Genomic DNA, 22,853 nt, shown 5'->3' on the forward strand with positions numbered 1-22,853 from the left:
TTGATACCGAATTGGATTCGTCACTCGATGCCGCTCACGCCACGCTAAACGTTCACCATTAGCAGCAATTGCTTTCCGCTGAAAAACACGGAGTTGCCATGCATACCACACACACACCAACCAACCGCACGAAAGAGCAGTTGGTACTGGAAATCTCCATCATCATGGTGACATTGGGGCTGACTTGCCTGCTCTACCAAATGCAAGCTTACAAAATGGTGATCCTCAATCTGTTCTTTCTGCCTGTCGTATTGAGCGGATTTTTTCTCGGGCGGTATTTGGCCGGCATCACGGCGTTGTTTTGCTTCATGTCAGCTTCGATTGTGATTGCGCTGAACCTTTCCACTATCGAGATCTATGCCTCAGCCTCGACGACTGCATTGGCAATCACCGCCTGGGGAGCCGTTTTGGGGCTGACATCGTTATTGATCGGCACGCTGAGTGATGAGCGGCGCATTCAGATGGGCGAACTGCATGACGCCTATGTCGGCGTGGTCGAAGTCCTCTCGCGCTACCTGCAAAGTGCCCATCCGCGCTTGAAGGACCGTTCGGTGCGGATCGCCGAATTGAGTCAGAAAGTCGCCGATGAAATGCGACTAACGGGTCGGGAAACCGATGACATCCGTGTGGCGGCGCTGTTGTATGATGTGGGGAACATCGAAATCACCACCTCAGTCATCCGCAAAGCAGTCGGCGCGCTGGAACATGAAAGCGACGACAAGTTTGAGCAAACCATTCAAGGGATGGATTTGGTGATGTCGCTGGGATCGATACTCAACGGCGCCGTGCCGTTGCTCCTCAACCAAGACCAACAAATTAAGGCCGCCCGTGAGGCATTGGGAACCGCAACGACGGGGCCGGTGCCTCTGGGGGCAAAAATCATTCGAGCAGTGCGGGCCTACGACAACTTAATGCTGCACAAACGCGGCAATGCGGATCCCTCGTCCCTGGATCCGTTCACGGAACTTCAGCGGGATGATTCACTCGACAAACGCGTACTGGCGGCGTTGCAATCAGTGACGGCAGAACAGAGCCCAACGGGTGCGCCACAATTGGTCGAAGCGACAGTCTAATGCATCTGACGTTTGCATTGGACAGCGCGGCTAAAGATGATCGGTGCCTAAAAAACGGCCGCCGTCGACGCGGAAGACTTCACCGGTGACAAAATCCGTACCTTCCAGCAGATACAACACAAGGTTATTGGCGTCGGACGGGACCCCGATTCGCTTCAGCGGCGATGCCTGACGGATGGACTCAATCTGTTCAGGCGTCAGATGCGGCGGCGGATCGATCATGGCCGGGGCGACGGCGTTGACGGTAATCGTCGGGGCCAATTCCAAGGCCAATGCGGTGGTCATCGTGACCACTCCCCCTTTGGCGATCAAGTAGGGCAGAAAGCCCTTGTAGGGACGAAAGACGGCCCAATCCGCGAAATTGACGATCTTACCCTGCAACCCATCCACAGTCGGGTTTTGTTGCATGGCTCGCGCTGCGGCGAGGGAGGTCAAGTAAGGTGCTTTGAGATTTGAGGCGATGTTATCGTCAAAGTCTTCTGGAGCGAGTTGATCCAGCGGCGATGCGTTGAAGGTGCTCGCCATGTTGATCAGACAATCGATCGAGCCAAATTCCTCGACCGTTTGGGCCACCAAGGCCTCGACGTCCGCCGGTTGCCGCAAATCGGCTTGAACCGCAAGCCCCCGCACGCCGAGTTCCTCTACCTCATCTACGACCGCCTCGATCGTGTCGCGACTCTGAAAGTAAGTGAGCGCGATATTCGCCCCACGCTGCGCCAAATCGACGGCCAATTTTGCGCCGACACGGCGTCCCCCGGTGATCAGGATATTGCGATCGTTGAGTTGCATAGGAGAGTAGGCTTTAGGCTATAGACTTTGGGCTGTAGGTTTGGGCACCGACACGCTGGGCGATGCCCCCACTATCCTACAGCCTATGGCCTACAGTCTAAAGCCTAGCGTCAGCATTGGATCACGCCGATGCCGCCCCATTGGGCGTCGGATTGGATTTGCATCTTATCACCGCTCAGTTCGCCCCACAGCCGGGCGACGTGGCAGTTTTGGTCGCGATGCAATTGCGTATCCTTGATGTCGTGAAAGGCGATGAGGCCTCCCTCGCGGACCAGATTTTTATACATGAAGAAGTCGAGCTTCACCCCTTCATAGGTATGGTCGCCATCAATGAACAGGAAATCCAACTTCTCGCCGTCGAGCGTTTCGCGGACCTTTTCGTAAGTCGAGACCGCGTGTGAATCGGCATTGATTGCCGAGAAGTTTTCGGACCAACCCGACATCATGACATTACGGCTTTCGATTTCTTCTACCGCGAGCCCGCCGAAATCACCACCGGGCAGGTCGACGGTGATCCGGTGCCCGCTGTTTTCAAGCAACTTGCACCACAAATACATCGTGCCCCCGCGATGCGAACCGATCTCGAGAATGTTCCGCGGGGCGGTAATCAGCACCGTGCGGACCAAGGCTTCGATTTCACTGCGGATTTGCAACATGCCGATCTCAAAGGCGGCGTCAATCAGCTCTTTGAGGCGGGCTTCCTGGTAGCAAACCAAGGCTTGATCGATATTGCCCTGCTGCTCCAAGGTGCCGCCGAGTTGATGAAACGCGCCGCCGTGGTTTTGATCTAACCGCAGTGTTTGTTGAAAACTGGCGGTCGCCTCGCCGAGTTTATTTTGCTGCCGCAGGCTGACGCCCAGATCAAAATGCGCTGCCGCCATTTGCGGATCCAACTCCAGGGCGCGACGCTGCGCGGCTTCGGCATTGGATGAATCCCCTTGTGCCGCAAACGCCTGCCCCAGACGATGAAAACACTCGGCATCTGCCATGGGGGTGCCCACGACCTGCGACAGCCGTTCGATGGCCTGTGCGAAGTTGCCCTCTTCGAAATCCATCTGCCCCAATTCTTTGAGCGACTCCAGATGGTCCGGTTGCGTGGAGAGAATATGTTCGTAGATCTCGCGTGCCAAATGCCTATGTCCCGGTACGGCCGTCGCATTGGGATTGATCTCCCAGCCCGAATCAATCCGCGTCCCATTGACCATTCCGCTCTTTTGGGAGATCGGAGTTCGGTTGCGTTGTGAGGCGGTTCGATCGGCCGTTATTTGTTGGGACACCATCGCATCAAGTCCTTAATCCCAGTCGGCGGGGCCCATTCATGAGCAGCCGCCATCGTCTGTGTTTTGAGTCGGTCCAGGAGCGGCCAAATCGAGATACACCCTCGTCGGTCCCCGCCTACGGTTTATATCGGCAACTCGGCCAACCCTCTGGATCTTCAGCGGCAGTTTGCACAAGATTCGAGTTATCTTCCGGGTTGTATCGATTGGCGGTTTGACGAACGGCAATGGCGGTCATGGCGGTTTTTCCGGCTTAAGTCTCTGAATGCACGATATCCGGGTCCCTCTTGAATCGCAGGGCGGATGTCGTTTCATGGAGACAAGAAAATCAAGCACCCCCCCATGTTCCCTACCCCAGTACACGCCATGTGGGGGGAATGATCTCGGTCGAACCACCGAATGAAGCGAACCACCGAACGCCGAAGGCGTTCTTCACCTTAGCCTAGGGTCGCGAACGAAGTGAGCGCACCCTAGGTTGGCAGCCACACCACGAAAACCAACCCTGAAGGGGTTGCACACATTGATAAACCCCTTCAGGGTTTGTGAGGCGTCAATGATCCCATTCCCAGGGCGGCGCGGCGTGGCCGCTTGCCCTGGGCTGGCATGTTTCACCCCTTTGGGGTGGGTCTCTTATGGTCCTTAAAATAAAAAACGCGGCCGAATCGTGGGGGATTCGGCCGCGCTGGGTTTTATCGAGCGCTTACGCGCTCTTCAGACTGGTGCCGGTGCGGCGACCAGTTCTTCTTTCAAGCGGTTCCGTGCGGTGTGCAGTCGCCGCTTGATCGTTCCGATCGGGCTTTCGAAGTGGTCGCTCATCTCCTTGAGCGATTGGCCCTCGAAGTAGAACGCCATCAGCGTTTGCCGGTCCAGCTCACGCAGACGCGACAAACCACCCCGGACCCGGCCGGCATCTTCTTTTTGCATCAGGCTTTCCAAAGGGTTGGCCCGATCCATTTTCAATGCCGACACCGTATCCGTACCGGTCACGACCTCGTGCGGCCGTCGGACCGCTCGGTTGATCGCCATCCGCACGGCGACTTGCTTCATCCAGCCGACGAACCGCTCTGGGTCACGCAACTGGTCCAGCTTCCGCATCATTTGCAAGAAGACGTCCTGCGTGACTTCCTTCGCTTCGGACCGGTTGCGCAGTCGTCGCAGCACGATGGCGAACACGATCGGCTCGAACCGCACCGCCAATCGACCGAACGCCTCACGGTTGCCCGCTTGAGCTGCCCGCACCAATTGCAAGACCTCGTTGTCTGCCAATTGCATCATGACTTTATCTCTCCTTCCCAATCACAGTTTTTTCAGATTGGGTGTCGGCCGCAGCCAAGTCGTGGTTCCGCTCTCTTATAACAGCCGGAAACCATCGAACTTGCGTCTGCAAACCTATCGTTGGGTTTTGTTCACGAAATCGCCGGAATCAATGCGTTCCGGACGTTTTGCTTTGGGGGAAATCGCTGGAAACCGTGGCGTGCTAATTCCAGCGGATCCAAATACGGCAACGGGCGACCGGGACGATACGGCGAAGCTTGGGGGCTTCGCGGCACAGCCGGCTCGCTTGCTCGGATTCAGTGAGTGACAGTCGTGTTGGCTGAATTAGCCTCGTGATGTCGAACTGAAGACGAGTGGCGCCGCCTGGGACGCCGCAAGCCGCCGGAGTTTTACGCCCGGTAGCGACGATACCTGTTTCACACTCGATACGTGTGATTGGGTTCCGTCGGAGCTGTCGCACATGGAACAACACGCGAAGCGCATATTGCTGCCATGGGTGCGGACTCTGCTCTCGACTACCGGGTACCCCGGTTCCGTCGGCCACGTTATCCCGCGTAACGCGGACGTGGCGGGCCGTTTCCCAAAAGCGCGACCCACGGAGGGCGTGCATCGATGGAGACAGCCATTTTCGACGTCCGAACCGGCATAAATACCAGCGTTGGCGATCATCGTCGAAATCGTGATTTGGCGGTTGCTCTTCATCGAAACTACCTCCTGCGAAAAGGGGTCGCAGTGAACAAAAAGAGAGTTAAATCTCCACCCCGTCGGGTCGATGCTGACCCAAAAGCGGCGAGCGCTCAAAATCGGGGTATAGCCTCCGTGCGAAGACCGGCTACACCGATCTCCTGCGTATCTGACGCAGGAATCTTCGACAAGGTTCGCGCAATTCTTGGAAATATTGGAAAAGTTTTCCCAGGAAATCACGAAAAACGTCGAAATCCCTGCAATACGGGCGGAAAACAAAGCGAATCTCCGTTTTCTACCAACAAAAATTTACCCGCGCCGCGAGGAAATGTCCAGAGGATTTTCGCCAGTTGGGGTGGCGAAGGATGCGGGTTGGGAGACAAGCCCCCCGGCAAAGCCGGGGGCTGATGGAAAAATTGCCCTTCCGCCTGCCGTCAGCCCCCGGCTTTGCCGGGGGTTACGCGGATAGCGGGATTAACGTTCCAGCGCCAGTGGGTTGACGTTCGAGACAATGCGGCAATAATACCCATTCACCCCGCTATTTTGCGCGGGCAGCGAATGATTGCCTCCGAGTGCAGTGGAGACGTGCCAACCGGGTCAGGTCTTAACCGAAGCAGCCCTAAGTACTCACCTTCAGGTGTGTGAGGAGGCAATCATTGGCTGCCTGCGTTTTTTTGCGCGCTGAGGACGGGTTCCGCTTCAGTATCCTCTGTTTCCCCGTCAAAATCATCGAACAGTCGGTGAACGATATCCATCATTCGTCCTCCGTCATAATCATCATATTTTTGGCGAAATTCTTCTATTGTTAGTCTCTTTTCAATATTGATCCGACAGTCGGAGAGCTGTCGTTCAAGTTCAGCGGCACCGGTCGCAGTTACATTTGTATTCGAAACGTCAACCCATTGTAGATTGCTCAATGATCGAAAATGGCGCAATCCGCTATCGTCAATTTCGGCGAATTCCAAATACAACCATTTGAGACGTGACATTTTCCCCAACACTCGGCAATCCGCGTCCGTCAATTTCACGTGGTGCAATGACAACTCTTCGAGGTCAAGTCGCCGCAAAAAGTCGGCCATCTGCAAATTGTCCAACCGCGGATGAGCAATCCCCAATTCCTTGAGATTGGGCAGGCTGGCGATTAACTCGACAGTTTCCGGATCAATGACCAGGTTGTTTAAGTACAGCGATTCCAGTCCCCGAGCACGACTGATCGCTCGCACAAAATCAGCGTCTTTGATTTGTTGCGATGCAAGGGATAGGTTGCGGAGTTTGGGAAGCCCGCCGATCATCTCAGCCTGCGCATCGGTCAAGTTGACATAGGATAGGCCTAGAGCTTCCAGGTTATTGAGTTGGCCGATCAACGTAAGGTCGTCGGCGCTAACCTGACTGAACGAATATAAAGACGGATAATCGCCTTTGTTTGAGCATGTGACTGGCATGTTCGCCAATTCGGCAATCTCCACATCAAAATCAAACTCAGCCGGTTCATGATACCAAAATCCGCATACGCCACCGTTAACAGTGACATTTCTAATACTGATGGCGGTTTCGTAGTTTTCGTCGATTTGTTCCGAAATGAATCTCGGCAGACGTGACTCCGTCCAGATGTCAAAATCACGTTCCCACAGCGCCGCAATCGCCTCGCGCTCGCGCCAAATTGGCACCAGAGTACACACCACCCCCACAACCGCGATCACGACAAGCGACAGCGCGTACAACCACCATCTTCGGCGGGACTTACTGTGCTGTGATTCGTTCGATTCCGACATGCGAGCTCCTTCGCTTATACGAGCTTGGTCGCGTCCCCACCTTAATACACTCAACGAGAATTCGCGTCAAATTTCACCTGCGGCTTACGGCGGATTAACCCGCCTCAAACGCGTTTATTCCATCCAGAAGGCGTAGAGTTTGGCGCGATCCAAGTGGAACCGCAGGCGGATTTCGCCATCGGGGACAAGCTGAGTGGTATCCCACTCGACGACATGGCGGACAGCGTCGCCACCAATCGGCATTGACGAGACGACTTTGTCCCCGTTTAGCATCTCCACGCGGATTGAACCGGCGGATGCGTCGGCGTTGAGACACAACTGGTTCCCGGCCAGCCGTAGCGGTTTTGTCGTGAGCGTTCCCTGGTCAGCAGCGTCCATGGAGACAAAACCATCCAGCCTTAGCGTCGCCAGGCCGATGGCACCGTCGTTGGGGATTTCGTTGTGCAGGGTGCTACGACCTGCATAGTAAAACCACAATTCGTCCCCTACGCGAATCGGCGGCGTGGCGGGGACCGAATTGTTGCCGAAGTCCCAGTCCCCCTTTTCCGCTCCCGTCGGAATAAATGGTTCGCGTGAGGGGCGTTCCCAGTGACGACCGTTGCGGCTTGTCGCCAATTGAATATCCACCACATCGGACTGTGTGTGATACATGCGTAGCAGGCCAATGAACACGGTTTCATAATGAAACAAGGACATCGCATACATTTCGTCATCGGCCGCGTCCTGCTGATCGACGGCCGACATGAAATAGGTGTCGGTCCAGTTGAAAAAATCTTTGCTCGTCGCATAACCGCGTGCCCGTTTGCCGTCCTTGAAGATCTTTACCATCGCCACCCATTGCTTCTCGATCGGATTCCAATGCAACGTCGTACCGTCATATCCTTGATCGATCAGCACGCCGACATCCTTCCAGTGTAATCCATCAGGAGAAGTGAAGCCTCGCAGCCCGTTGTAACGCAACAGCGCCTTGTACCGACGCTCGGGATCAGCATCATGCGGGTCAAAAACAACCGAGGTTTGGCTCCAACCGGGCAGGACAATGTTGTTGCCTGTGCTATCGCGAAACGGATGCAGGCCCAACGTTGGCTTTTTCCAATGGATACCGTCAGCTGATTCCGCGTAGCAGACAAACGAGGGTTGGTCGACATGTTTCCCCCACGCCAAATACCACATGCGAAACAGTTTGGTCTCCGGATCGCGGATCACACCGCCGTACAATAAGACGCTGCGGCCTTCCCAAGGTTGATCGGGAACGATCAGTGGGTTGTCCCCGTGCTTGCGGACCGGATGCATTTGGCGCGTCAGTCCTTGCTGCGACTCAATCACCTGATCATCCAAGAACAATTGCTTCCGTTTGCCCACCGAAATCGGGCCAACCCCCGTAACACGTTCTTGGCTCACGTCGCGCAGCGGTGGTTCGGGCTGTGAAAGTTTGCTGTTTTTTCCCAACAGACCCCCGACACGAATGTCGTCCCACGTCCCGGTCCCACGCGCGGTTTGGGGCGACGTATCACCCAGCTCGACAGTCGCCACCGCAGCCGCGGCATCAAGATCAAAATACACCCCCAGCAGTTTTTCTTGTCCGGGCATTCCAGCCCATAACTCCACCGCTTTTTCGCTCGGGCGGCGATGTTGGATCACCCGCATCCATCGATCGGCGGCAAATGTGCCTGCGGTAGGACGTGAATGGCGCATTCGAGTTGAGCCCGGTGTGGACGCATGCGTCACTTCGATTCCAAACATCGGCTCGTCCGACTTCTTCACAGCATGCAGGATGAGGCCGACATGTTTATCTCCCGCCGAACTCGCCGACCAGATCACGAAGTCCTCCATCGCAGCATCGGCGTCGCCGCGAAAAACGAATTCGGTTACGGTCTCGCCCGCGACGCTCGGAGCATCGTAGCGTGGTTGCAAGCGAATACGACCGATTTCATCGCCAGTCGTGGTCGAGACCCACCCCGCGCGGCGGCCGGCAAATGCGTCGCCACGGGTCACGCGGACGATGCCTTGCTTGCGTCCAGAAAACGGATCTCCCAGCCATCGGATCCCGGCATTGAGCGGTTGTACGATACCGTCGCTGTAATTTTCAAAATCGACATGCAATACACGACCGTCTGACCGCGGAACCGGCGGTTGCAGTCGGTCATCGGCAAATGCAACGTCAACCACCAGGACGGTTAGTGCTAAAACCGTGAGTGAAATCCGCATGATGTCGTCTTCTCTCTCGAGAGTTGCCTGGATGATGCGAGAGCCATTCTGCATGCTCGGGGGCGACTGGTACCTTGTCGGGGGTTCGTCCATTCTATCAGATTTCACGCCCGACTTCCGCCAGTGACGCCCACCTGCGAAAATAGATCCGTTCCCATTTTCCTACAGAGAGTTTCAGCAGCGTGAATTATTTTGCCCATGGCATTCGATACACCGACCGGCCCTATTTTCTGGCTGGGACGGCGACGCCTGATTGGTTGTCGATGGCGGATCGCCGGGTGCGGTTGCGGCCGCAGCATGTGCAGCCGTTTGCGGATGGATCGGGGCAGCCCCAAGCGGAGTTTGCCGCCGGGGTGTTGCAGCACATGGAAGACGACGACCGTTTTCATCGCTCAGCTGCGTTTTTTGAAGTGAGCGGCGCGCTGTTGCCGCTGTTTCGCAAGTTGCTGGAGCCACACGACGGGTTTCGGCCCGGGTTTTTGGCGCACATCGTCACTGAGTTGCTGATGGATGCGGTGTTGATCGAGCGGCATCCGGAAATGCTGCAGGCCTATTATGCGGCGATCGACGCTGTGGATGCGGAATTGATTCAGCAGTCGGTGAATGCGATGGCCAAAAAACCGACCGAGCGGCTTGCCGGCGTGTTACCGTTATTCACGCGCGAGGGGTTTCTGTGGGATTATTTGGATTCGGAGCGGTTGTTATATCGCTTGAATCAAGTGATGCGGCGTGTCAAACTACAGCCACTCCCGCCGGAGACCACGGCGGTCCTGGACGAATCGCGGCTGCTTGTTCGCGCGCGAATTGACGATTTGATTTTGATACCGGTAAAGCCCCCCACAAAGGATGCTCCCCCATGAAGTATGGCATGAATATGCTGCTCTGGACGACCAACGTTGGCGAAGAACATTTTCCGATTTTGGAGCGTCTCAAGTCGATGGGCTATGACGGCGTCGAGATCCCGATTTTTGATTTGGAATTGGAGCCGTATCGAAAACTGGCGGAAAAATGCGACGAATTGGGCCTGGAGCGAACGGCGGTGACGGTCTGTTCCAGCGAAGCCAACCCAGCATCCCCGGATGCCGCACTGCGCAAAGCGGGGCTTGAACATATCAATCAGGTGGTTGACGCGTGCGCTGTGTTGGGGGCGAGTCTATTGTGCGGGCCGTACCATTCGGCGATCGGCGAATTCAGCGGCGACGGTCCCACAGGGGACGAACGCAAATGGTCGCAAGAAACACTCGGCCACGCCGCCGACCATGCCCAAGCGGCTGATGTGATGCTGGGGTTGGAATACCTCAATCGCTTTGAATGCTACTTGCTGAACAGCGCCGCCGACTGCGCAGAATTCGTGCGTGCCGTCGATCATCCGAACTTGCGCATGATTTACGACACATTTCACGCAAACATTGAAGAAAAGCATGTCGACGAAGCAATCCGAACCTGCGCCGACGTCACCTGCCACGTGCACATTTCAGAAAACGACCGCTCCACGCCGGGCGCAGGGCACGTGGAATGGGACAAAACATTCCACACTTTGAAAGAAACCGAATACGACGGCTGGATGACCGTCGAAGCCTTCGGCTTGGCCCTGCCGGAATTGGCGGCGGCCACGAAGATCTGGCGGAAGATGTACACGTCCGAGGACCAGTTGGCCGAAGCCGCGCTGAAGTTCATGAAGACAAACTGGAACGCTTAAAGCGCCTGGTGCCCAAAGGGGGTGCCACTGGCGGCTCGTCCGCTAGTGCGATGGTCTATGGACGCACCGATGCTTAGGAATTGATGTCGTGACTCAACTCACTGCTGGACAAGCCAGCAGTGGCACCCGGCGATGGTACAAATCAGCATGCTACAATCGATGTCGCGGCGGCTAGCGAAAGCGAGAATTGGATTTTGAAAACACGCTCTTAAAAGGACGTTTGTTTGCTAAAAACGCTGGCGCCGAACAGCAACGACTGTCAGTGCAAGCTGGAAATGAGCGAAGCGATTATCGACATCAGCTGTTTTACCTCATTATCACGCGAATCGAGCTAGTAAATTCATTATTTAGAAGACTAGCTTTCACAATTCTCAGCACAATAACGATACCATAGTCACTCTACCTATCGAGTATAAAATATGTTCCGTTCATCTGATCAACTGCGCGTCTTAATGTCTTCGATCGCAATATGCATTATTCTGTACTGCTGTACTCATTGCTACGCCGCAGATTCACAGGACGGCCAGACGGGCGATGGTCTACTCGACTATTATATGCGGCAATTTGCCAAAGAGAAAGGTGTGCGACCAGCCGACATCAAGAACGCACTTCGCATCATTAACGATCGTGCCACGACTTCCAAGGAACGAACTCGTTTATTACTTAGTATTGCCGCTTACTCGAGACCGAATGAGGTTCCTGTGGAGGACATCAGTCGTATCATTGGCCGTGTTAAAAAGAGCACTATTGACGAAAAGGCAGCTGCGGCATGGTGTCTATCAAAGGTGACATGTGCGGGCTCAGGAAATGTTTGCATCCACGCAGAAAGAGTATTGTTTTCTGAATGGAGAAATCGTGCGCACGGCTGGGAGCATAGAATTGCAATCTTGTTTCCGTTAATGATTTCGACAAGATCACCAAATGTATTGATGCGCGACTATTGCAGAATATTGCGGGACTCAGACGCGAATTACGAAACGATCGTTCGGATAAACGAAATCATTTGCAACTTGATAGAGCTTAGAAAAGTAGTCAGCGGGGACGCAGCCGCAAATTATTATATGGTCGCATATGACCAAGACAAGCTACCGCAATCTTCACGGCAACGAATGTTATGGGTAATGTCGGATCTTATGACACGATCGCTAGCGAACAAGCAAATTAACATAGCTAGCGAAACGACCGTGGACATTCATAAATTAGGACAAGCTGAGTTTTGCAACCATAAAAACGACGAAGAGACGCGAGTCCTAGGTGCTCAGTTGATAATTCCAGATGAAACAAAAAAGTATGACGTGGATCCAGAGACTATAGAAGCGGCTAATAAGTACCTGGCAAGCGATGCCACATCCAGTGAGCTGCGATCTAGTTCATCACTTCTATTGAAAGTAATAAAGAACGCACAATCCCAAAACCGCAGGCGCGCGGTTCAAAAACAATGACGGACGTAAACTGAGCCCGCAAAGGAAGTACAATCGAAAATCACCTACGAAAACTGACCGCGAATGTACGCAAACGATGAGCGATCCGCAACACAACTCAACAATTTTTCAGCGACGAGGCGCACAGATAGCGCAGCCGCTGAATGTGTGGATCGTCGGAGTATTACGTAGCGAGTTCGTACCACTTGATCAGCCCGTGCCTTGTTGAAAACTGACCGATTACCCCACGCTGGTCGCTAACGCCGCAAGGCATAGGCGAGGACTTTGAGGCCGGCTTCAATAATGAGGCTGCTTTCGGAGCGGGCAGCGAGCGCAGAACCCATCGTCCGTTTCAAACCGCTCATGAACGATTCCACTAGCCAACGCCGGCCGTAACCATTTTTCTTCAGCCGCTGCTTCGTCATCTGTTGTCGATACTCGCCGCCCACGCTGCCGTCCGCACGATGCACCGCTGGCGGAATCCAACTTTGCACGCCCCAGCCCTCGCGACAGTACATGTGAATCCACTCGGCATCATAACCCGCGTCGGCAAACAGCCGTTTGGGCTGCGTAACATGCCGCACTTTCTCCAATAATTCAGGCGCTTCGCATTTGTCGTTTCCCGGCCCCCAACCGACCACCAAGCCGGCTGGCAACATCGATCCAGCCACAATACAGACCGAGAGTTTCACGTATTTCTTTCGTGTTTTTCCGCTCCGTACGCGAAAGTGTGCACTGGCCGACGACGTTTCCAAACCGGTCGAATCCATCGATGCCTCGTCCGCATCAGCGGCAAATTCCTTGATGATCTCCGCCAACATGGCGTCAGTGATTTCCAGGACGTGCGAGCGATCGGCGAAGTATTTCAACGTCGAGTAGTGCGGCAAACGCGTGAGCTCCATCCGTTCTCGCAGTTGGTCGGACGCGCCGAGGATGTCGATGATGCCGCGATAGGTGGTTTTCAAGTACGCTTTGAGAATCAGGATTGTCAGCAATTGCGACTGCGTGAATTTCTGCGGGCTTTTGGGGTGCGAATAAGGCTGGACGAATTTCGTAGACAGCCGCATAGACAGTGAAGCGACTTCCAACAGCACGTTCGGTTGATGGGGGTTGCTCATAGCAGTTACATTTAGCGCGCTGCGGCTAACAATTCAAGTGGTGTTTTCAACAAGGCAATCAGCCCGCCGAACCGTTCGTGGCGGGTGATCTGCTCAAGCACGATTGTCTCATTTACCGGCGGCGGATCTGCACAGGAAGGTGGCAGAAAATCTTGCGAAGAATGCGCCCGGTTGTCGTTGTAATAGCGGACGTATTCACGGATGAGATAGTTGAGGTGCTTCTCGCCGAAGATCAAGAAGTTGTGCTTACCTGGCCCCTTTAACCGAGACCAGGGCCTGATATACGATTCAGGTTTCTAGCTCCAGAAGAAGGAGGCAATTATGCCGAGTAAGCGTCATACATCAGAACAGATCATTACCAAGTTGCGGGAAGCTGAAGTTCATCTTTCCCAAGGGATGACCATTCCCCTGATGTGCAAGAAACTGGGGATTCATCAACAGACCTACTACAAGTGGCGACGCGAGTATGGTGGTTTGCGGATGGCACCCGCGTTGGCAGTTTCACCCCGGCTGCGTGGGGTTCGCGCCTTGTTGTGGTGGCGTGATGAGTTCAATCGCCGCTGGTTTTCTCACTGGCCGTTGTTCGCCCGGGTCGTAATAGCGGATGGGGTCGGGGGTGATGCCGATGATCAAAAATGCCAGCGTTAGCCAGCCGAGAATTTTGCGGCCCCAGCCTAGCGGGACGTTGTCGTTGGCAGTTGGCGGATGCTTGGGGCCCATGAAGGTCACTAGCGCGACCATCAACAACCACTGATACCGGCCGGTCCAAGCCATATAGCCGACGACCAGCAGCAGAAAACCGATGGCGACGATGTGTGCTTTTTTGCGGAGCAAGGCATACATGATATGCCCACCGTCGAGTTGGCTGACCGGGACCAAGTTCAGAGCGGTGATGAAGATCCCCACCCAGCCGGCAGCCGCCATGGGGTGAAATTCGAGACTGAAGGTAGCGGATGTTACTGGATGAAAATATGCGATTAGCCATTGGAACAACAGCGGCGCGCCAAGAAAAAACTCTGGCGTCGTAGGCATTGTGTAAGTTGGCTCGCTCCACATGATGCCCAAGACGGCCATGGGCAGCGCCAGCACCAAACCGGCCAGGGGGCCTGAAATGGCAATGTCGAACAGCGCTTTGCGGTCACCCGCTCCGCGCCGCTGAAAAATCACTGCTCCCATCGTTCCGATCGGAGGGAGCGGCATCGGGATGAAATAGGGGAAACTAGCCGGCACACCGTAGCGAACCGATTGCAAGAAATGCCCCATTTCGTGGAAAACCAAAATCGACATTAACGACGCGCTATAAATCGCTCCACCGACCCAACCGGAATCGAGCACTCCCACGTACCACGTACTTAAACAGGTCGCCACGAACAACATCAGCGGCCGGAACCAACGTTTCGGGGGGGCTGCGGGTCTGCGTGAGCCTTCCGGAACGTTGCCCAGTCGAATCTCACGTTCGTGTTGCGCAAGGAGTTCGTCGAACTGCTCGGGCGTCAAATTGTCTATGTTCAGTCCTTGATTCGCCATGCTGATCCGGTCCGAGTGATTGGAAGTCCTGCCAGACGTATTCTACCATGCGAGTGGGATGACGAACACCGGTGGTTTTAGCCCGAAACGTAATCCCGCCTGCCGGTTACAGCAATTAGCGGGGTTTTTCGACGCGACATTTGGGATTCTTGCCCCCAAGGCAACAATATGCCGTAGGGCAGGCTCCCACCTGCCGTGATTGAACAGGCACGAACAACATGATTCGCGGCAGGCGGGAGCCTGCCCTACGATGAATTCATCGCCTTCGAGCCTGTCCCCACAAGCCACAAGCCTACCACGGAATACGACGATGACAACTCGACCGCTACGCAGTTCCGAATGGTTCGCCGGACGTGACGAATTGGCGCTGCAAAACCGTTCCGCGTTGCGGTCCATGGGATTCGATGCCGATTTCTATGCCGGCAAACCGGTGATCGGCATCGCCAACAGTTGGAGCGAACTGAACAACTGCAATCTCAACCTCCGCGATTTGGCCGAAGCGGTCAAACGGGGGGTGATCGCCGCCGGGGGATTGCCATTGGAATTCCCCACCATTTCGCTGGGCGAGGAATTCATGAAACCCTCGGCGATGCTATATCGCAATCTGATGGCGATGGACATTGAGGAAACGATCCGCTCGAATCCCATCGATGGCGTGGTGCTGTTGTGCAATTGCGATAAGACCACCCCCGCGCAATTGATGGGCGCCGCCAGCGCCGATTTGCCGACGATTCAACTCAACGGCGGACCGCGGACTGTCGGAAATTGGCGGGGACAGCCGGTCGGGTCGGGGACCGACATGTGGAAATACTGGGACGATGTCCGCTCCGGTAAGATGTCCCGCGAGGAATGGAACGAACTGGAACGCTGTATCTCTTGCGGCGTGGGTGCGTGTAACGTGATGGGAACAGCTTCGACAATGACGTCGCTGTCCGAAGCGTTGGGCGTGATGCTGCCGGGGGTCTCCAGTCTCAAAGCGAATGATGCGCGGCGGTTGGCAGCGGCCGAAGCAACGGGGCGGCGGATTGTGGAAATGGTTCATGAAGACCTCCGCCTTTCAAAAATCTTCACACCCGCCGCATTTGACAATGCGATTCGAACATTGTCGGCGCTGGGGGGATCCACAAACGCCGTTGTGCATTTGATTGCCATGGCGGGACGGCGGAATATCAAATTGCCGCTGAGCCGCTTTGATGAACTCGCACAACAGACGCCGTTTTTGGTCAATTGCAGTCCGTCGGGAAAATATCTGATGGACGCCTTCCACGCCGCTGGTGGCGTGCCGGCGGTGTTGTCGGAATTGAAGAGCTTGCTGAATTTGGATTGTCTGACCGTGACGGGGCAGTCCATAGGCGAAAACATTGCCGCCGCGCGCAGCCACGATACGGATGTGATTAAGACGGTGGCGGACCCCATGGCGGCCGACGGTGCGTTGGCGGTGGTGACGGGAAACCTCGCGCCCAGCGGGGCGGTGATCAAAACATCGGCTGCTTCGCCGCACCTGATGCAGCATCGCGGCCGCGCGATTGTGTTCAACGATTACGCCGACATGCTGGCCCGTGTGAATGATCCCGCATTGCCAGTCGATGCGGACAGTGTGCTCGTATTACGCAATGCCGGTCCCAAAGGCGTGCCGGGGTTTCCGGAATGGGGCATGATTCCGGTGCCGCAAAAATTGCTTGAGCAGGGAATCACTGACATCGTCCGCATCAGCGACTCGCGGATGAGCGGCACGAGTTACGGAACGGTGGTACTGCACATCGCCCCCGAAGCGGCCGCGGGCGGATTGTTGGGCTGCGTACGCGACGGTGATGAAATTGAGTTAGACGTAGAAGAGCGACGCTTGCATCTGCATCTCGACGACGCGGAAATTCAACAGCGCCGCGCCGAGTGGCAACCGCTGCCCACCAAACATCTGCGGGGATATCCGCGGCTGTACATCGACCACGTACTGCAGGCCAATGAAGGCTGCGACTTTGATTTCCTCAGGCCCGAGTCGGATTCCGCTGTGGAATTTGTTCCACCAACGGTGGGTCGGTCTTGAGGATGCGTAGGGGACGTTATTTGCATTGGGGCTGCGTGTTGGTTGGCGGCCCTCACCCCCGGCCCCTCTCCCAGGGGGAGAGGGGGGAGGGTTGTTTACATTGTGATGCCGTATTTTTTCATTTTGTTGTACAGCGTCACGCGGCTGATGCCGAGGTCTTTGGCGGTTTGTGTGCGGCTGTGGCTGTTGCGTAACAGGGCGTGCTCGATGACTTCCTGTTCGGTAGAGGCCACTTGGCGTTCCAACGATTCGGCGGGCGGCAGGTTGAGGTGCGGCGCGCGGGTGCGTCCTTTGTCAGCCATTGGCTCGTTGCTGGGACCAGCGATTCCAGCTGTGATGTGCGACGGCAGATGCTCAGTGCGCAAGTGCCCGTCACGACAGTAGATTACGGCTCGCTGGATCACGTGCTCCAACTCGCGCACGTTGCCCGGCCAAGGATAGGCCAACAACGACTCGTAAAGCTGATCGTCGGTCGAATCAATTTTCACGCCATGCTTTTCCGAAAACCGTTCCACAAAGCGTTCGGCCAACGGCAAAACGTCGGACGTCCGCTGCCGCAGCGGGAGGATATCGAATTTCAACATATTCAACCGGTAGTACAAGTCAGGACGAAATCGTCCCTGCTCGACGAGCGGTTGAAGTTCCAAATTGCTGGCAACAATAATACGGGCTTGGGACTGCATAGTTTGATTGCTGCCGACCGGTTCGAATTGCCCCGATTCGATCACCCGCAACAACTTGACTTGCTGCTCCAACCCCAACACGTCGATTTCGTCCAACAGAATGGTGCCGTTGCCGGCGGCGAGGAATTTGCCGTCTTTGTTGGCATGAGCACTGGTAAAGGCCCCTTTCACGTGGCCGAACAGTTCGCTTTCGATCAGGTCATTCGGCAGCGCTCCGCAAGCGACAGTCATTAACGGCTCATCACGACGGGGAGAGGCTTCGTGAATCAACTTGGACAAGTGCGTTTTGCCTGCACCGGTCTCACCGATCAGCATCACAGTGACATCGTATTCAGCAGCGATTTCTAGATCGACCAGCATGCGACGCATGGCCGGAGTCTTGGTTTTAAATTGCTGCGACAAACTGCCCGGAACTTTGGCAGGTGTGGGGGATACTTGAGCTGCGGGTGTTTTTTCCGGCGCTGACGGCGGTGCATCGGTCTCACTCAGGTGGCCGAAGTACTCCGCCAATTGCGCGATGTTGTCATATGCCATCAAACGCACCGCAGGTCCGCAGGCGACCAAGCGTTGAATGGGTTCGGGGGCATTTTGCTCGGTGAGCAAAACGGTATTGAGTTGCCCGTAATTTCCCAACAACTCTTCCAGAAATGCAGCTTGGGCATGCCCGCCCCCTTCGATCAAACGGAGATCGGCAACAAGTCCCTCGGGATCGGCTTCGGCCAAATAGGCCAATACTGCTGAGGGGCTGTCGCACACTTCGACGTTAAAAATGTCACCAAATTCTTGGACGACATCCGCTACGAAACTACTGTCAGGGGTCAATAATAGGATTTGGGGTCGACGTGTGATCATGAACTGGCCCGACGAAAAAGGAGGTGAATCTAGTCCCATTCTTCCATGATGGCCTTCCAACGAATGTGGGGGCAACCTCTTCTGTACAAATACAGTGCCAAAGTGTAAAGAAATTTGAACTGGCCTGCATAACTGTCATAGCAGAAATAGATTACGGCTTTTTCGCAGCCGGATTACACGCGCGCGCCATGTTGCAGAATTACCCGAGGCAAGTGATAAAGTGTTGCCGAAACTCAACAAGCGACGCAATCCGCAAACTTCGTTCCAGCAAGTCAACAGAAGTGTGCAATCATGCGCGCTAAGCAGATGAATCGTTGCCTAGGCGTAGCTGCCGGTCGACCCATGCTTCATCCACGAAACGCCGCAGCAGCCAGCGCAAGGATCGCTCCATAGCCGCCAACTCAGTTGTCGTGGGCGGCGCATCGGAATTGTCGAGCGATGTGACACCAATGAGACTCATGCGCAGCAAGAGTCGATCGCCTTGGGCCATGAGGTTGAGTCGATCGAGCACGCGCTTGCTCCAGACAATGCCGAATTGATCGCGAAATTCAATCCAGACACGGTCCAGAGGTACGCGGACGGCATACGTCGGCCGCGCCGCATGGGCCGCCCACCAAAGCGCCGCAGTTAGAAACAGCGTGGCGAGGAGACGACAATGATCCGTCTGGGGCAACCAGGAAAAATCAGCGGTCGCCGTCGGTGCGACCACCAACAATAACGCCCCGGCTGTGAGTGCTGCCGCAAGCGTGAATCTTGTTCCCAAATAATTTCCCAGCCCCATCACAACGACAAAGGCATACCCCACGACCATTGGTGTTTGCAGCAAGAATTGGCCGTTGGCCAGGGTTTGAGAAACGGTGGCGGCTGCGGGCCAGCCAAACACAAGCAGAAAAGGCAGCACAATAAACCAACTCCAAACGCGCGTCACCGGTCGCTGCGCGCCGAGCACGGCAATCGCCGGGCAGAGCATCAATAGCGCCGCGGCATACCAGACAAGTTGCACGATGCCGCGGTGTGAATCGGCGGCAAACAATTGGCCTGCAGCGGCAGCCATCCAGATCGTTAAACCAACTCCCCCCCACCGCCAAGCAGAGATCAAAGTCGTCCGCTGCACAGCTGTGCGAGCCCGCCAATAGGGAAGGAGCGTCGATGCAATCGCAATGAAGCTGAGGTATTCGATGAGGCGTTCCACGTGGTTAAGTCTCTAAAGAGCCCGCTCCATAAGCGAGTGCTTTGATGCCACTTGACTCGGAGGTTGTGTGCCACTGGGTCGGCCAGTGTTTGTAGATTGTCCCGATATTTGGTTCTTGCACTGGCAAAGCCAGTGGCACCCGAAATTGTCACTGCCCTAAAAAATAGCTGCCACCTACTCGTTGTGCAATTCATTCACCAGCACGCGTAAAAAAGGCTCGACGTCGGTCACCAAACCGACCGTTTGGAATGAGCCGCGATCCGAGAGTTTTGTGACCGTCGCTGGGTTGATGTCGACACAGACGACTTTCACCCGTGCGGGAAGTAGATTGCCGACAGCGATCGAGTGCAAGGTCGTCGCAATCATCAAACAAAAGGTCACATCATGAATCAGTTCCCGCATCCGTTGCTGAGCGACGAGCGTATCGGTGATCACCTCCGGCAGTGGGCCGTCATCCCGAATACTGCCAGCTAAGACGTAAGGGATGTCGTGTTGCACGCATTCGTACATGATGCCGCTTTTTAGACTGCCGTTCTCAACGGCCGCCTTGATTCCCCCGGCACGACGGATGGCATTGATCGAGCGGAGGTGATGTTCGTGCCCTTCGTCCATCACGTTGCCTTGTTCCATCGAAATCCCCAAGCTGGTACCGAACAATGACTGCTCAATATCGTGTGTTGCCAACGCATTGCCGGCGAACAGCAAGTCGACATAACCTTCGCGAATCAGCGTGCTGAAATGGTCGCTGCTGCCGGTATGCACAATCGCCGGTCCGCCCACGACAAGAATTTTTCCCTCACCGCGTTGAGCTTTGCGCATTTCGGCAGCGACGTCGCGAACGAGAATCCCCTTCGGTTTTTCGCTGGAGACGGCGCTGTTCATAAAAGCAAAGGCCCCATTCGCCGACAATTCCCGCTTGAGTGGTTTCACACGGACACCCAAACGGCCCACGACAATCCGGTCTCCCTTGGCCACTTGGCACATAGGCAGACAATCGGCCGCATCGCCGGCGGCGCTGATGCGGAGGCCGCAATCCATTTCTTGTGGGGAGACGTCAATCCAAGTGCCGTGGAGTCGCACTTGTGTGTCCTGATTCGTCGTGCAATAGAACCCGCTAGGAAACGCTCCGTCCATGTCGGCTTCGACGATCGTGCAATCCTGTTGGTGTACCGGAACGGCGCCGTGTTGACCGATGGAAGTGAGAATCTTCTCCAACAAATCGGCCGTTTCGGCGCTGACCTTTAAAGTGGCCGAACTCGGATCAGCACGCCGCTGACCGATATTGATCTGCTTGATTTCAAACGTGCCGCCCAGCGTGGTGATTTCGTCGAGAATCTTCGGCAAAATCAGACTGTCCACGATGTGCCCTTCGAGCAACACATCCTCGACAAACGTGGCTGCGGACTCGCTCGCTGATTCGTCGCTCATGATGTCGTCCGATTCGATAATATTTACCAGTGTGGGGAAAACGACAGCGAGAGAAAACCGGTCCTCAACGCGACGCTTTCACGTCGTCGCCAATGCCGCTAACATACTGAACCATGTTCAGTGAAGTTCCATCGTCTCGCGCGACCGAATTGTACGTTTCGCACGGAATGGGATCAACGTGGATGATTCTCGGTCGCAAACCCGGTCTCAGAACCAGGGAGACTGTGCGAGCGAGTCGTGAACCGGTTTTTTGCGATCATTAACAAGACAGTGACGGACCATGGCCAAACAGAAAAAGACAGCAATTACTCCGACGCGGGAAGCGGATTATCCGGAGTGGTACCAGCAGGTGATCAAAGCGGCCGATCTGGCGGAACTTTCGCCGGTCCGCGGGTGCATGGTGGTCAAACCTTGGGGTTGGGGCATCTGGGAGAACATGCAACGTGTGCTGGATGGCAAGTTCAAGGAGACGGGGCACGAGAACGCCTATTTCCCGCTGTTCATCCCGATGAGCTACCTCGAAAAAGAGGCCGAGCACGTTGAAGGCTTTGCTAAAGAATGCGCCGTCGTCACGCACCACCGCTTGGAACCGGATCCTGATGGCGGGCTGCGTCCGGCGGGCAAGCTCGACGAACCGTTGATCGTGCGTCCCACCAGCGAGACGATCATTGGCGAAATGTATGCGCGCTGGGTCCAGTCGTATCGCGACTTGCCGATCTTGATCAATCAATGGGCCAATGTTGTCCGTTGGGAATTGCGGCCACGGATGTTTCTGCGGACGGCCGAATTTCTGTGGCAAGAAGGACACACCGCACACGCCACCGAAGCAGAAGCTCGTGAGGAAACCGAGCGGATGCTGCATGTGTATGCCGACTTCGCCGAGAACTGTATGGCGATGCCGGTCATCCGCGGCGAAAAAACCGCAGCGGAGCGTTTCCCTGGAGCTGTCTCGACGCTCACGATCGAAGCCATGATGCAGGACCGCAAAGCGCTGCAATCGGGGACGTCGCACTTTTTGGGGCAGAACTTTTCCAAAGCGCAAGGCATCAAATTCCAGAATCAAACCGGTGACGAGGAATTCGCTTGGACGACCTCCTGGGGTGTCTCGACGCGGTTGATTGGCGCTTTGATCATGACGCATAGCGACGACGACGGACTGGTACTGCCGCCGCGATTGGCGCCGGCGCACGTCGTTGTGCTGCCGATTTACCGTAGCGACGAAGAACGCCAAAACGTGCTTGCCTATTGCGAGAAACTCAAAAAAGAGTTGGAAGCGCAATCCTATGGCGGCGAGCCGGTGCGTGTGCGGATGGACGATCGGGATCTCCGCGGCGGCGAAAAGAACTGGCAGCACATCAAAAAAGGAGTGCCGCTGCGAGCCGAAGTCGGTCCGCGTGATCTTGAAAACGACTCGGTCTTTCTCGCCCGCCGCGATACGGGCGAGAAAGTCGGTATACCGCGGAACGAACTCCTGGGAACGGTCGGCGACATTCTGGGTGAGATTCAAGACGGCCTGTTTCAACGGGCATTGGAATTGCGCGAACAGAATACACGGACGATCGATAATTTGGACGAATTCCGCGAATACTTCACGCCCAAGAACGCCAATAAGCCGGAAATCCATGGTGGATTTGCGTTGTGTTACTTCGTCGATGAAGACCCTGCTGTAGAAGCGGAGTTGAAAAAGTTGAAGGTGACCGCCCGTTGCATTCCCATGGATCAAGACGGTGAATCAGGGCAATGTCTATTCACCGGAAAACCGACCACGACTCGCGCGGTGTTTGCCAAGGCATACTAGTTTTTCCCGAGTC

General features: G+C 55.4%; 17 protein-coding genes and 1 pseudogene. 7 read left to right on the forward strand and 11 right to left on the reverse strand.

The window, feature by feature from the left end; genetic code table 11:
• Positions 1-98: 98 nt before the first annotated feature.
• Positions 99-1,073, forward strand: a complete 975-nt coding sequence (locus Mal52_RS19985; protein ID WP_145378286.1) for an HD domain-containing phosphohydrolase — start codon at positions 99-101, stop codon at positions 1,071-1,073.
• A 30-nt stretch (positions 1,074-1,103) separates the two neighbouring features.
• Here Mal52_RS19985 and Mal52_RS19990 read toward each other — a convergent pair whose 3' ends face one another.
• The 5 genes from Mal52_RS19990 to Mal52_RS20015 form a co-directional block, all read right to left on the reverse strand.
• A complete protein-coding gene (locus Mal52_RS19990; RefSeq protein WP_145378287.1) occupies positions 1,104-1,862 on the reverse strand; it encodes an SDR family NAD(P)-dependent oxidoreductase in 759 nt (252 codons plus the stop codon).
• Positions 1,863-1,972: 110 nt separating this feature from the next.
• Positions 1,973-3,142 carry a CmcI family methyltransferase gene (locus Mal52_RS19995; RefSeq protein ID WP_145378288.1) on the reverse strand — a complete coding sequence of 390 codons (1,170 nt, stop codon included), beginning with the start codon at positions 3,140-3,142 and terminating at the stop codon, positions 1,973-1,975.
• A 708-nt stretch (positions 3,143-3,850) separates the two neighbouring features.
• On the reverse strand, positions 3,851-4,414 hold the full coding sequence (locus tag Mal52_RS20000; RefSeq protein ID WP_231961923.1) for an RNA polymerase sigma factor: 564 nt from the start codon (positions 4,412-4,414) through the stop codon (positions 3,851-3,853).
• Positions 4,415-5,751: 1,337 nt separating this feature from the next.
• Positions 5,752-6,870 (reverse strand): leucine-rich repeat domain-containing protein, encoded by a 1,119-nt coding sequence (locus Mal52_RS20010; protein WP_145378289.1) that lies wholly within the window; start codon positions 6,868-6,870, stop codon positions 5,752-5,754.
• 114 nt (positions 6,871-6,984) lie between these two features.
• Positions 6,985-9,078, reverse strand: coding sequence for a glycoside hydrolase family protein (locus Mal52_RS20015; RefSeq protein WP_145378290.1), 2,094 nt, complete (start codon positions 9,076-9,078; stop codon positions 6,985-6,987).
• Positions 9,079-9,260: 182 nt separating this feature from the next.
• Here Mal52_RS20015 and Mal52_RS20020 point away from each other — a divergent pair, with 182 nt between their 5' ends.
• The 3 genes from Mal52_RS20020 to Mal52_RS20030 all read left to right on the forward strand — a co-directional run bounded on the left by Mal52_RS20020 (position 9,261) and on the right by Mal52_RS20030 (position 12,219).
• Positions 9,261-9,938, forward strand: coding sequence for a hypothetical protein (locus tag Mal52_RS20020; protein ID WP_145378291.1), 678 nt, complete (start codon positions 9,261-9,263; stop codon positions 9,936-9,938).
• Entirely contained in the window at positions 9,935-10,777 is an 843-nt protein-coding gene (locus Mal52_RS20025) for a sugar phosphate isomerase/epimerase family protein (protein WP_145378292.1), read from the forward strand. Before Mal52_RS20020 ends, Mal52_RS20025 begins: the two co-directional genes overlap by 4 nt.
• Before the next feature lie 419 nt (positions 10,778-11,196).
• Complete coding sequence (locus Mal52_RS20030) at positions 11,197-12,219, forward strand: hypothetical protein (RefSeq protein WP_145378293.1); 1,023 nt, start codon at positions 11,197-11,199, stop codon at positions 12,217-12,219.
• A 236-nt stretch (positions 12,220-12,455) separates the two neighbouring features.
• Here Mal52_RS20030 and Mal52_RS20035 read toward each other — a convergent pair whose 3' ends face one another.
• Both Mal52_RS20035 and Mal52_RS20040 read right to left on the reverse strand, forming a co-directional pair.
• Positions 12,456-13,316, reverse strand: coding sequence for a transposase (locus Mal52_RS20035; protein ID WP_145378294.1), 861 nt, complete (start codon positions 13,314-13,316; stop codon positions 12,456-12,458).
• A gap of 11 nt (positions 13,317-13,327) precedes the next feature.
• Complete coding sequence (locus tag Mal52_RS20040; RefSeq protein WP_145378295.1) at positions 13,328-13,552, reverse strand: hypothetical protein; 225 nt, start codon at positions 13,550-13,552, stop codon at positions 13,328-13,330.
• A gap of 85 nt (positions 13,553-13,637) precedes the next feature.
• On the opposite strand from Mal52_RS20040, the pseudogene Mal52_RS30585 reads away from it, so the two are divergent.
• A pseudogene (locus Mal52_RS30585) lies at positions 13,638-13,799 on the forward strand (transposase); the annotation flags it as partial.
• An 18-nt stretch (positions 13,800-13,817) separates the two neighbouring features.
• Here the strand turns inward: Mal52_RS30585 and Mal52_RS30270 are convergent.
• Positions 13,818-14,843, reverse strand: coding sequence for a site-2 protease family protein (locus tag Mal52_RS30270; RefSeq protein WP_231962399.1), 1,026 nt, complete (start codon positions 14,841-14,843; stop codon positions 13,818-13,820).
• A gap of 310 nt (positions 14,844-15,153) precedes the next feature.
• Here Mal52_RS30270 and Mal52_RS20050 point away from each other — a divergent pair, with 310 nt between their 5' ends.
• Positions 15,154-16,887, forward strand: a complete 1,734-nt coding sequence (locus Mal52_RS20050) for an IlvD/Edd family dehydratase (protein WP_145378297.1) — start codon at positions 15,154-15,156, stop codon at positions 16,885-16,887.
• Positions 16,888-16,982: 95 nt separating this feature from the next.
• Here Mal52_RS20050 and Mal52_RS20055 read toward each other — a convergent pair whose 3' ends face one another.
• From Mal52_RS20055 to Mal52_RS20065, 3 genes are all read right to left on the reverse strand, one after another.
• Entirely contained in the window at positions 16,983-18,422 is a 1,440-nt protein-coding gene (locus tag Mal52_RS20055) for a sigma-54 interaction domain-containing protein (protein WP_145378298.1), read from the reverse strand.
• A 298-nt stretch (positions 18,423-18,720) separates the two neighbouring features.
• Entirely contained in the window at positions 18,721-19,614 is an 894-nt protein-coding gene (locus Mal52_RS20060) for a hypothetical protein (protein WP_145378299.1), read from the reverse strand.
• A gap of 174 nt (positions 19,615-19,788) precedes the next feature.
• Positions 19,789-21,042, reverse strand: a complete 1,254-nt coding sequence (locus Mal52_RS20065; protein WP_145378300.1) for an ornithine cyclodeaminase, nickel-pincer nucleotide-dependent — start codon at positions 21,040-21,042, stop codon at positions 19,789-19,791.
• Between the two features lie 280 nt (positions 21,043-21,322).
• Between Mal52_RS20065 and proS the strand changes: the two genes are divergently transcribed.
• A complete protein-coding gene (proS, locus tag Mal52_RS20070; RefSeq protein WP_145378301.1) occupies positions 21,323-22,840 on the forward strand; it encodes a proline--tRNA ligase in 1,518 nt (505 codons plus the stop codon).
• The last annotated feature ends 13 nt before the right edge of the window (positions 22,841-22,853 follow it).

The sequence above is a fragment of the Symmachiella dynata genome (assembly GCF_007747995.1).
Taxonomy (GTDB): domain Bacteria; phylum Planctomycetota; class Planctomycetia; order Planctomycetales; family Planctomycetaceae; genus Symmachiella; species Symmachiella dynata.